Below are 10,893 nucleotides of genomic sequence, written 5' to 3'. Positions count from 1 at the left end.
AGTATTTGTAAAAATATGTAATTCTGATATTTGTTACAAAGAGCTGACTAACGAGATATGCATAAGCAAATTCGCAGTCAGCTCTTTATTTTAATGGTCATTATTACTGTTACTTGTAACTACTTTATGCGGAAGTTTTTTTATTGTCCTTCAAATCTTTTAATTCTGTACCGTCTTTTAAAATTAATTTTGGTTGCGCTTTGTCCGTAATCGTTTCTTTTGTAATAATACATTTCACGATATCATCGCGTGATGGCAATTCATACATCATATCAAGCATCGTATTTTCAATGATGGAACGAAGTCCACGGGCACCTGTTTTTCTTTCAATCGCTTCCTTCGCAATCGCTCGAAGTGCTTCCTCTTCAAATTCTAATTCCACATTATCAAATTCGAGCATTTTTTGATATTGTTTCACTAATGCATTTTTTGGCTCTGTCAAAATTCTTACGAGCGCTTCTTCATTTAACTGTTCAAGTGAAGCAATGACTGGTAAGCGACCAATAAATTCCGGAATTAAACCAAATTTCAATAAGTCTTCTGGAATTAATTGGGAAAGTAAAGATTCGCTTTCCACATTTTTATTTTTCATGTCGGAACCAAAGCCAATCACTTTTTGACCTAATCGACGTTTAATAATGCTTTCGATACCATCGAAGGCTCCACCAACGATAAATAAAATATTTGTTGTATCAATCTGTAAAAACTCTTGATGTGGATGTTTACGACCACCTTGAGGAGGAACGCTAGCTACTGTACCTTCTAAAATTTTTAATAATGCCTGTTGCACCCCTTCTCCAGATACGTCTCGTGTGATGGAAGGGTTCTCCGATTTTCGTGCAATTTTATCGATTTCATCTATATAAATAATCCCTTTTTCTGCTCGCTCAATGTCATAGTCAGCAGCTTGGATTAGTTTTAACAGGATGTTTTCTACGTCTTCACCAACATAACCAGCCTCGGTTAATGAAGTGGCATCGGCAATCGCAAATGGCACATTTAAAATTCTTGCTAAAGTTTGAGCAAGTAAAGTTTTCCCACTACCAGTTGGTCCAATTAAAATAATATTGGATTTTGATAGTTCCACATCATCTAATTTACTATTTGAATTGATTCGCTTGTAGTGGTTATATACTGCAACAGCAAGAGCTTTTTTAGCTCGCTCTTGTCCAATAACGTATTCATCTAAGATGCTTAAAATTTCCTTTGGCTTTGGAACATCTTGAAAATCGATTTCCTCTTCTGTACCTAATTCCTCAACAACGATTTCGGAACATAGCTCGATACATTCATCACAAATATAAACACCAGGTCCAGCTACTAATTTTCGCACTTGTTCTTGTGGCTTACCACAGAAAGAACACTTTAAATTACCTTTTTCATCATTAAATTTAAACAATTTGCTTCACCCCTATTCAAGCAACAATCTTACAGGATATTGAGCACATTAGCAAATAAGAAGTTTCCAAAGCTAATGGAATATTTTGTATAGCTTATGTATGCAAAAATTATTTAGTCATTGGTATAAAACAAGGCACGGTGGTATATGCCGTACCTTGTTATTGGAACTATTCAATTAATTACAATCCTTATGAGGAAAGAATAAATTATTCAGTAATTTTCGCATTCTCAACTAAGAATTCTACAGTTTTTTGATTGCGAATATCATTTTCTAACATTTCAGTAGTTCCGCCTAAAGCAGTAATAATTTTTTCTTTGTCCATTTTGAATTGTTCAGCCATTTTTTCAAGTTCTTGATCGATATCTTCTTGTGTTACTTCGATGTTTTCAGCTTTAGCGATTGCTTCTAGTGTTAATGAAATGCGCACGCGAGTTTCAGCATCTTCTCTGAATTGTTCATGCAAGTCTTCCTCTGTTTGACCAGAGAATTGATAATAAAGGTCTAAAGATATTCCTTGCATTTGTAGGCGTTGAGCAAATTCATCAATCATACGGTGAATTTCGTTGTGGATCATTGCTTCTGGAATTTCCATTTCAGCATTCTCAGCCGCTTTTTCCACTAATTCATCGCGAAGTGTGCTTTCTGCTTCATTTTTCTTTTGTTCAGCTAATTGTTCTTTTATTTTGTTGCGCAATTCTTCAACAGATTCAACTTCTGGATCTGCTTCTTTTGCAAATTCATCGTTTAATTCTGGCAATACTTTTGTTTTTACTTCTTTTACAGTTACTTTGAAAGTTGCATCTTTGCCAGCAAGTTCTTCCGCATGATATTCTTCAGGGAATGTTACTTGGATGTCTTTAGATTCGCCAGCTTTTAAGCCAACTAATTGTTCTTCAAAGCCAGGGATGAATTGGCCAGAACCGATTTCTAAAGGATAGTCTTCCCCTTCTCCGCCTTCAAATGCTTCATCGCCAAGGAAACCTTCGAAGTCGATTACAGCAATATCGCCTTCAACGATTGGTTCATCTTCTTTAATTTCATATTCTGCTTTGCGGTTTAATAAGTTTTGGATTTGTTCTTCCACTTCTTCATCTGTAACTTCAGTGCTTAATTTTTTCACTTCTAAACCTTTATATTCACCTAGTTTTGGTTCAGGTTTAACAGTTACAGTTGCAGTAAATGTAAAATCTTTACCTTTTTCAAAACTATCAAAATCGCCAATTTCAGGATAATCTACTGGGAAGATACCTGTTTCATCAACAGCTTTTGAATATGCTTCTGGTATAATTATTTCTAAAGCATCTTGATATAATGCTTCTACACCAAAACGTTTTTCAAAAATTTGACGTGGTACTTTTCCTTTACGGAACCCTGGCACTGTAATTTGGTTTACAACTTTTTTGAACGCTTGATCCAATGCTTTATTTACTTCCTCAGCAGGAACTTCAATTGTTAATACTCCAGTATTCCCATCTTTTTTTTCCCATTTTGCTGACATATAGTAATACCTCCAAAAATAAATTACAAATTTTAAGCATTTGTTTATACGATTTTGACAACCATTTTAGTATATCATAAGTAGCTCTAGTTTCAACATTTTTCATGCTTATTGTAGTTCTGATAGCTTTTCCAATTCTTGAATGAACTGATAGATTTCTTGATTAAATTCACTATCTTGTCCAAACAACTGATATACAAAATCGATATAACATTCTGCTACTTCATTTGATTGAAAATCCAACCACTCAAAAGGATACGTTACAATTGCATGTTTTGCAATTAAATATTCAACCATTTCTAAAACGGATGGTTCTTGTTGCAGTTTTTCACTAACTATATTTGAAATCATTTTATATTGTGATAACTCTGTTGGCAACCCAATTTTTGATGGGTTTACCACAATCATCCGGTCAAATTTACGTATCTTTAATTCAATATCAATATTTTGCTCATTCATTAATATAAGAATAAGACTTTTAACAAAAGGATGTGTACGGTGACTTTCAACAATATTTTTTAAGTGAACGATGATTGGTCTAATGTTTGCAAGGGATAATTCATGCAACTTATTCACCTGCTCAGCATGAGAAAAAGATAAAAAAGCATCTAATTCATAGAGTTCAGGTTCTAGCTGTTTGACAATCATCGTGAAATCATCTTGCTTATTCATTTTTTCAATAATATTCGCATTTAATTCTTTCAACCTATTAAATTGGTCGATTTTATCAGTTGGAATCGCTTCTTCTTCCAATAGTGAAGTAATAATTTTTTCAACTTTTTTATATTCCTTTAATTGCATACAAACGGTTAAATATAATTCCATTACTTCAAAATACATCGTTGGTCCGATATTGAGTAACTTTTCACATACTTCTTTAGCTTTTAGATAAGATTTTGCTTCATATAAAGAATAAGCATATAAACTCAATACGTACTCATCGCCATCAGTATATTTCAAAGCTTCTTCAAAATATTGATTCGCAGTTTCAAATTGATTTTTTTTAATATATTTTTGTGCTTCTAAAATGAGACGTTCTACTGTTCCTGGAAATACGACAACATTTTCATAAGCCGTATATGAAGTTTTTTTATTTTTCACTTTTTTCACTCCATGATGCAATACAAAATAATTCGTAACTTACTACTTACTTGCTTTTTACTAACATCATTCCCATTATTGTAAGTTATAACAATTCAATTCTTATTATAGTAAAAAATTATAACGGCCATCACTATTAATACGTTTTTTTTGGAAATTCCCTATAAATATTATTCATTACCAACTCAATTGTGATTATTATAGCAGTATTTTTAGAATCTAATTGCACAATCTGCTTTGTATAGATTTTTTCCATTTATTCACACTAATACGGAAAATCAATTGAAGTTGCATTATAGTGGAATTTTAGGGAAAAATCCAAAAGATGAACCATTACACTATGGCGAAATATTTGCTATTTGGACAATTGTTTGGGGAATAATGGTATGATTGCTTATTATCAAACATTGTCCAATCATACAGGAGAGCGAAAGCATGTGCGACAGCCGCAATTTATCTGCGGCGAAAGCACTAGCGACAGCCGCAATTTATCTGCGGCGAAAGCTCTAGCGACAGCCGCAATTTATCTGCGGCGAAAGCTCTAGCGACAGCCGCAATTTATCTGAGGCTAAGCGCTAGCGACAGCCGCAAAGGAGGCGTCTTGAAATGACTTTTCAGACGCCCCCTTCACCAATTCGACTTTCAAAGGAAATTATCGCACAATTCGATCTCCCTCTTCTAAATAGACGACTTTCTTTTCCAACTCTCTGACCCTTTTTTGTAATCTATTAATCATGATATTTTGTTGGAGTATAAAGTTTTTAATTTCTTCATAAGGAGCCTTGGGATTGTAATTCATTTTTCGTTCATTAGCATCTTTGTTCACAATTTGTATTTGAACTTTCTCCCCTGTCATTTCTTCCACTGTAAGCGCTATAAATTTTTTATAGCGATTGTTTAACCAATCTTTACAAACTTGGTTTTCTGTTAGGATGTATAACACGTCCCCATTCTATTCTGCTTCCGTTCTTGCAAACCACATATCATAGCTTGCTTTAGGAATTTTCCAACGAATACGTTCCAACACTTCCGACCAAAATTCCATCGAGTCCATCCCTTTCTGCGAATAAATTACGTATGTCCACATTGTTACAATTTTTCGCAAAAATTAATCAGGACACCTATAATTTATAGAAATATTTTTACATGACATAAAGTTTGCAGAAAATAAAACAAGGACGTCTAAAACGACTTTTCAGACGCCTCTTCAGTATTGATAAGAAATTTGTATTCAGCAGCAATCACCGTTGCACCTGTCTGTTTTTTTATTTTTTGTTGAAACGTGACCACGCCAGTACCATTACCTTTATCAGCTAAATCGGTTACCCTTAATTCTAAATGGATTGTATCCCCAATGAATGTCGGTTGTAAAAATCTCAGTTTTTCAATTCCGTAAAAAGCAGCTACTGTCTTAGGGCTCATATCTAATAAGCCTGTCCCTATGGATAATACAAGCATACCATGGGCAATCCGTTGTTTGAATCTCGTATTCTTTGCATATTCTGAGTCCATATGCAGCGGAAAAAAATCTCCGCTTACTCCTGCAAAATTGACAAGGTCGCTTTCCGTAATGGTCCGCCCGTTAGATGTCCATGTTTCGCCTATTTCAAACTGTTCGAATGGCTTGTTTAACATTATTTCTCTCCTTTATGAAGAAGATAATCGTATAATATTTAAATTTATGCATGAACAATTTAAAACATGAACATTCAACAAATCGTTTTAACATGAATTAACGGACTATTAATACATCACATTTTGAATAACGAACAATGCGTTCTGCCACAGAACCAAGCAACCATTTTTCAATTTTATTTAATCCTGTAGCACCGCAAACCATTAAATCGACTTCAACATTAGTTAAAATCGTTTTTGCAGCCCCTTCTTCTACCAATATTTCCACGTTGGCTACACCATCTTGTTCAGCATTTAATTTCATTTTGTTTAATTCTTCCCTAGCCTTTTCTTTCAATTCTTCGGCGTATTTTAAATCATAGGATGCAACAGAGCCAAAGGATTTAGTATCTACTACATTTATAATTAGCAAAGTAGATTGAAAACTTTTTGCCATTTCAATTGCTTGTTTTAACGCTCTTTTTGAACCTTCTGAAAAATCTACTGCAACAGCTATTTTTTGATAAATTGCCGCCATTCTTTTCACTCCTTTATGTAAATATAGCAAATCGTTGTAAAAAACTATATGAATATTTCATGACTATTTCCTAAAGTAGTTGGATAATCAAAAAATACTATAATAAAAAGTAGAAAAATAACTAATGAAATTAATACACCATCTCCCTAATATATAAGCAAGGTGCACCGTGGTTTAAGTATAATCTCTCTTTCCTATTGCGTTATAAGAATTATTCAGAGTAGTCTATATGAAATTTGTCTTTGTCGATTTCTGTTGCTAGTCCAGTATAATTGATTTTATTGTATTGTTCATATAATTCTGTCACTTCGTCTAACATATTGGGATCCAACCAAATGCTTCTTTTCCCCTTTTTATATAAAACGAGAGGATGCTGATTAAACAATTTTGCGTCAAGTATTTCACTTACATGTTGTATGTCAAAAGGTTCCGTTATCGGGCGAAACATTTCGATGCGATGTTCAGAAAGAAAATGTAGAATTTCAGACACTGTCCAATCATCTTTAAAAAAAATAAACGAAATCATTTCATAAGATGGTCCAGATTTTATAACTTGGACAAAACATCGATCCATTTGTATGCACTCAGTACGCTGAAAATTGAATGCATTTTCATAATTTTTGATGATGATGTATTCAAAGCAATCTGGATATTCACGTAGTTCGCCAATTAATTTATTGTATTTATATTGTAAAAAATTCACAACCTTACCCTCTTGCAATGAGTTCACCTGCCTATAATCCTTTTCAACACACTGAAAAGTAAGCGTTTACACAAGTATAAAAATAAATGAACATTTTTTTAATTTTATTTTATGATAATCATGCTCACAATTGAACTGTTATTGAAAAATAATCAATTTAATCATGCTAATAACAATAAAAATTCCAATGAGGATAATTGAATAATGAAAAAAGTCACTATTTTCATTATTTCTTTCAAACTCAATTATTCTTTTTTTATCATCTTTCGCCCGTCGATTCATCATCATCTTCCTTCCGTTACAAAGCCACATTTGTATATAGTTTTTTCGAACAATCAACCCTTCATTCTTCAAGCAATATACAATTGAAATAAAAAAATGTGTCACTGATGATGGCAATTAGATAAGCCGTTCAAATTTTTATCACTTACAATAATTCCGCATTTGTACCACACGGCAATGAAATTTTGCCATACATTAAGTACGAATAAAGGGGGTGAAAATATATGTCTTCAAACTACAGCTCAGTAGGAGGATTCTTCGGAAACAAGTGTGATTTCGTTTTACTTGTAGTATTATTCATCCTTCTTATCATTGTAGGATCTTGCTATAATCATGGATATTAATAAGTTCAGTAAATCCTCTTTACTTTCACTGTCCGCCATAAATTCCCCTTACTAACATCTTTCTTTTTTACGACCTAAAGCCATATCTTTAGGTCGTTTTTTTGTATAGAAAAATTCCATTTTGAACAACGAGTGGTTCAAAATGGAATTTCATTAATTTAACATTTTATGAGGCAGATTTTCATACATATCAAAGATCTCAGTTGCCGTTTCTTTTATCAGTTCTTCATCTCCATAATGAATAGCACTATCTAATTTTGCATAAATCAATAATAAAATACTTTTTGCTTCAGCCTCATCCAAATATTGAATCTTCTGTTTTACAATTTGAATTCGATTCAACTACGCCACCTCTCTTTCTCTCTACGTAGCTATTATACTTTAATAATTTATAAGCTTGTTAATCATGAAAGCAATTTATTAAAAAAAAAGACATTTCTAATAAAATATGACCACAAGTTTAGGCAAATTTCAACAAATATAGGCTGCCTTAAAAATTCAAATTTAAGACAGCCTATATTTTAGTGTTTATGAATTTATATTTACTAAAATTCTTCCTTTTGCTTGTCCTTTTAGTAAAATTGGGAAAGCATCAGGTAACTCTTCTAACGTCACTTCTTTATATAGAAAATCTTGTAAATTTTTTGGTTTATAATCTGTCGCTAAACGATTCCAAACTTCTTTTCTCGTACTATAGTCGCAATAGGCAGAATCAATGCCAAGAAGATCGACACCTCTTAATATAAATGGAAATACAGTCGTTGGTAAACTAGCTCCACCTGTTAATCCGCTTACCGCCACTTGACCACCGAGTTTAATTTGGCTCAAAATTGATGCAAGTGACTCCCCGCCAACTGGATCGATTGCTGCAATCCATCTTTGTTTTGCTAAAGATTTTGGTCTTCCGTTGCTTACTACTTCTTCTCTAGAGAGTACAGATGCGGCTCCTAGGCTTTTTAAAAATTCATGTTCTGTTTTCTTACCAGTACTTGCTTCGACTTCATATCCTAGTTTTGATAAAATCGCTACAGCAAAACTACCAACGCCACCTGTCGCACCAGTCACAAGCACTTTTCCTTGATTAGGTGTTAGCCCGTTTTTCTCAAGTCGATAAATGGACAAGGCAGCAGTAAAACCTGCAGTTCCAATAATCATCGCTTCTTTTAAAGAAAGACCTTTCGGAAGCGGTACAACCCAATCAGCAGGAATACGGGCATACTCACTATATCCTCCATAATGGGAAACGCCAATTTCATAACTTGTTGCGATTACTTCATCCCCTTCTTTAAAACGAGAATCCTCTGAAGCGACAACAACTCCTGATAAATCGATTCCAGGTACGAAAGGATAATTTTTCACTATATTTCCATTCGGGATGCTCGCAAGGCTATCTTTATAATTTACACCTGAATAATGAACTCGAATTAATACTTCTCCTTTTGGCAAATCATCAATGGACAATTGTTGAATATTTAAAGTTACATCTTCACCTTGCTTATCAACAACTAATGCTTTAAATTGCGACATTTCTATTTCTCCTTTCTTCAATTCTATTTTATATTTATTAACAATTTTCATAATATGTTAGATTTTATAAGGATATGTCCGATTCCTTTATATTAGAAAGATGACTAAAATTTTTTTATGATTTATTTATTAAATAAATAAAGCGAAAAAATTAATAACAAAATTGCTATAATTTTTTTACCAGTGATTGGATATGTCTCTCCTCCAAAAAATCCAAAATGATCGATCATGGCACCAATAATAATTTGTCCTAACACAACAGCCATTAATGTGGAGGTAACACCAATTTTATTGACTGAAAAAATAAGAATCGATACGTAAATTGCGCCTAAAATTCCGCCGATTAATTGCCATTTCGGTACTTCTGTAATAGCAAATATATTTCCTTTTCCGAAAAAGATAGTAAAGAAAAATAAAACAAGCGTACCAATCAAAAAAGAAATAAAAGAACCTTCAATTAATCCTACTTGCTTACCTAACCCTCCATTAACTTTACTTTGCACTGCGACTGCCGCTCCACCTATAGTTGCAAGCAATGCAACAACCAATTTAATCATATTGAATTCCCCTTTACTATAACCCTACTAAATTATATTTATGAAAAAAATATAAATTTATAAGTAACGTTATATGTTCTTCATAAATCTTTCTCGATAATACTTTAGAAGAATTTTCACCTATAAGTAGGTTATACTAGAAAAAGAATAAAGGAGGTAACAGAAAATGACTATTGATTTAAGCCTAGTATATATTGAACGCTGTGATAAAGAAACGGAAGAAATCCTTAAAAAAGAATCGGCATCTTTTTTAAATACATCGATTTCTTATTTCAAAAATCATTTAAATGAATTTCTTTATATTCAGTCCCCTGTATTTGATGAAATAAAAGTAGATGCTATTTCCATGGAAGTGGATGATGTATTTGGCACTTATATGGCCTTATTTGGATTAAAAGTTCAAAAGAAACATACGAAAACAATAAAAAATTTTTTAGAACAACACTTACATACCAATTCGATAAAAAACTATAGCGCTTTATTTGCTGGTGATGAAGGATTATGGGAAATCAACTTACCGCTGAATTTTATTGAAGGGTTTCAAGAAGATATGACCATTGAACAAGCCCTATTCTTGACATGCGACTTTATTCAAAAATTAGTGCAGCAAATTGAAATAAGCGAATAAACCTCCCTATTTTGAGGGAGGTTTTTCTATTTATGTAGTAATTGTTAACTTACTTAATTGCTCCACAATTTCTTTAGGCGTATGGACTACATAAGTTGGATTCTCCTTCATGATAAGCTCAAAACTATCCAATCCCCAACTAACCCACATAAAAGGCACTCCCACTTTGTTGCACGCTTCAATATCTCGCAATTCATCTCCAACATAAAGTATACTTTGAGGTGTAATTTGATGATGCTTCATAAACTTTTTCATCGCACGATCTTTTCCAAACAGCTTTTTTGCAGAAATCACTTCAGAAACGGTTGAAATTTGTTCTCGTTTTAAAATAGCTTCAATATTTTCCTTTTTATTTGAAGATAAAATAGCAATTGTATATCCCATAGAAGATATGGATTCAAGCATTTCTTTTACCCCATCAAACAACTTCACTTCATGAATATGCTCATGAAAATATTGATAAATTTTTGGTAAGATGAATGTTAGTTTATGCATTGGAAATTGATATTTTTTTGCTTTATTGGCATGGTCAAGATGTCGAATTTGTTGTAAATCCTCCAATTTTAACGGCAAATAGTTGTATTTCTCTGCATAAGCATTCCAAGCATCCACATACACTTCCGCAGAGTTGGCAAGAGTCCCATCAAAATCGAAAATAATGTATCTCACATTTCTATCCCCTTTTCTAATATGCTTCTT

Annotated in this window: 14 protein-coding genes; 2 read left to right on the top strand and 12 right to left on the bottom strand. The window is 32.9% G+C overall.

The genetic code is table 11. From position 1 onward, the window contains the following. Positions 1-124: 124 nt before the first annotated feature. The 8 genes from clpX to NSU17_RS14385 form a co-directional block, all read right to left on the bottom strand. Positions 125-1,399, bottom strand: a complete 1,275-nt coding sequence (clpX, locus tag NSU17_RS14420; RefSeq protein ID WP_096551379.1) for an ATP-dependent protease ATP-binding subunit ClpX — start codon at positions 1,397-1,399, stop codon at positions 125-127. Positions 1,400-1,607: 208 nt separating this feature from the next. Further along, positions 1,608-2,900: a trigger factor gene (gene tig / locus NSU17_RS14415; protein ID WP_340705340.1), complete on the bottom strand. Its 1,293-nt coding sequence runs from the start codon at positions 2,898-2,900 to the stop codon at positions 1,608-1,610. 108 nt (positions 2,901-3,008) lie between these two features. Beyond that, a complete protein-coding gene (locus tag NSU17_RS14410; RefSeq protein ID WP_096551383.1) occupies positions 3,009-4,001 on the bottom strand; it encodes a tetratricopeptide repeat protein in 993 nt (330 codons plus the stop codon). Between the two features lie 652 nt (positions 4,002-4,653). Next, the gene (locus tag NSU17_RS14405; protein ID WP_340705339.1) at positions 4,654-4,944 is read right to left on the bottom strand and encodes a hypothetical protein; all 291 of its coding nucleotides are present in this window, start codon (positions 4,942-4,944) and stop codon (positions 4,654-4,656) included. 9 nt (positions 4,945-4,953) lie between these two features. Continuing rightward, positions 4,954-5,046: a DnaA N-terminal domain-containing protein gene (locus tag NSU17_RS14400; RefSeq protein ID WP_340705338.1), complete on the bottom strand. Its 93-nt coding sequence runs from the start codon at positions 5,044-5,046 to the stop codon at positions 4,954-4,956. A gap of 137 nt (positions 5,047-5,183) precedes the next feature. After that, positions 5,184-5,636 carry a MaoC/PaaZ C-terminal domain-containing protein gene (locus tag NSU17_RS14395; RefSeq protein ID WP_340705337.1) on the bottom strand — a complete coding sequence of 151 codons (453 nt, stop codon included), beginning with the start codon at positions 5,634-5,636 and terminating at the stop codon, positions 5,184-5,186. A 97-nt stretch (positions 5,637-5,733) separates the two neighbouring features. Further along, a complete protein-coding gene (locus tag NSU17_RS14390) occupies positions 5,734-6,153 on the bottom strand; it encodes a universal stress protein (protein WP_096551391.1) in 420 nt (139 codons plus the stop codon). 211 nt (positions 6,154-6,364) lie between these two features. Next, positions 6,365-6,856 (bottom strand): hypothetical protein, encoded by a 492-nt coding sequence (locus NSU17_RS14385; RefSeq protein ID WP_340705336.1) that lies wholly within the window; start codon positions 6,854-6,856, stop codon positions 6,365-6,367. Between the two features lie 506 nt (positions 6,857-7,362). Here NSU17_RS14385 and NSU17_RS14380 point away from each other — a divergent pair. After that, complete coding sequence (locus tag NSU17_RS14380) at positions 7,363-7,482, top strand: YjcZ family sporulation protein (protein ID WP_340705335.1); 120 nt, start codon at positions 7,363-7,365, stop codon at positions 7,480-7,482. A 153-nt stretch (positions 7,483-7,635) separates the two neighbouring features. Here NSU17_RS14380 and NSU17_RS14375 read toward each other — a convergent pair whose 3' ends face one another. The 3 genes from NSU17_RS14375 to NSU17_RS14365 all read right to left on the bottom strand — a co-directional run bounded on the left by NSU17_RS14375 (position 7,636) and on the right by NSU17_RS14365 (position 9,566). Beyond that, positions 7,636-7,824 (bottom strand): hypothetical protein, encoded by a 189-nt coding sequence (locus NSU17_RS14375; RefSeq protein ID WP_016838445.1) that lies wholly within the window; start codon positions 7,822-7,824, stop codon positions 7,636-7,638. 186 nt (positions 7,825-8,010) lie between these two features. Next, positions 8,011-9,009: an NADPH:quinone oxidoreductase family protein gene (locus NSU17_RS14370; protein WP_096551397.1), complete on the bottom strand. Its 999-nt coding sequence runs from the start codon at positions 9,007-9,009 to the stop codon at positions 8,011-8,013. A 122-nt stretch (positions 9,010-9,131) separates the two neighbouring features. After that, entirely contained in the window at positions 9,132-9,566 is a 435-nt protein-coding gene (locus NSU17_RS14365) for a DMT family transporter (RefSeq protein WP_096551399.1), read from the bottom strand. Positions 9,567-9,732: 166 nt separating this feature from the next. Here NSU17_RS14365 and NSU17_RS14360 point away from each other — a divergent pair, with 166 nt between their 5' ends. Beyond that, positions 9,733-10,194 (top strand): branched-chain amino acid aminotransferase, encoded by a 462-nt coding sequence (locus NSU17_RS14360; RefSeq protein ID WP_340705334.1) that lies wholly within the window; start codon positions 9,733-9,735, stop codon positions 10,192-10,194. A gap of 30 nt (positions 10,195-10,224) precedes the next feature. Here the strand turns inward: NSU17_RS14360 and NSU17_RS14355 are convergent, their stop codons facing one another. Next, positions 10,225-10,863, bottom strand: a complete 639-nt coding sequence (locus NSU17_RS14355) for an HAD-IIIA family hydrolase (RefSeq protein ID WP_340436280.1) — start codon at positions 10,861-10,863, stop codon at positions 10,225-10,227. Between the last annotated feature and the right edge of the window lie 30 nt (positions 10,864-10,893).

This window comes from Ureibacillus sp. FSL K6-2830 (genome assembly GCF_038004145.1).
Classification (GTDB): Bacteria; Bacillota; Bacilli; order Bacillales_A; family Planococcaceae; genus Ureibacillus; species Ureibacillus thermosphaericus.
Note: the sequence above shows the minus strand (reverse complement) of the source record. Positions and strands in the feature narration are given on the sequence as shown.

Excerpts from the sequence above, each read along its gene's own strand:
- NSU17_RS14365 (WP_096551399.1), bottom strand. The coding sequence starts at position 9,566 with ATGATTAAATTGGTTGTTGCATTGCTTGCAACTATAGGTGGAGCGGCA.
- NSU17_RS14390 (WP_096551391.1), bottom strand. The coding sequence starts at position 6,153 with ATGGCGGCAATTTATCAAAAAATAGCTGTTGCAGTAGATTTTTCAGAA.
- NSU17_RS14395 (WP_340705337.1), bottom strand. The coding sequence starts at position 5,636 with ATGTTAAACAAGCCATTCGAACAGTTTGAAATAGGCGAAACATGGACA.
- NSU17_RS14360 (WP_340705334.1), top strand. The coding sequence starts at position 9,733 with ATGACTATTGATTTAAGCCTAGTATATATTGAACGCTGTGATAAAGAA.
- NSU17_RS14370 (WP_096551397.1), bottom strand. The coding sequence starts at position 9,009 with ATGTCGCAATTTAAAGCATTAGTTGTTGATAAGCAAGGTGAAGATGTA.
- NSU17_RS14400 (WP_340705338.1), bottom strand. The coding sequence starts at position 5,046 with ATGGAATTTTGGTCGGAAGTGTTGGAACGTATTCGTTGGAAAATTCCT.
- tig (WP_340705340.1), bottom strand. The coding sequence starts at position 2,900 with ATGTCAGCAAAATGGGAAAAAAAAGATGGGAATACTGGAGTATTAACA.
- NSU17_RS14380 (WP_340705335.1), top strand. The coding sequence starts at position 7,363 with ATGTCTTCAAACTACAGCTCAGTAGGAGGATTCTTCGGAAACAAGTGT.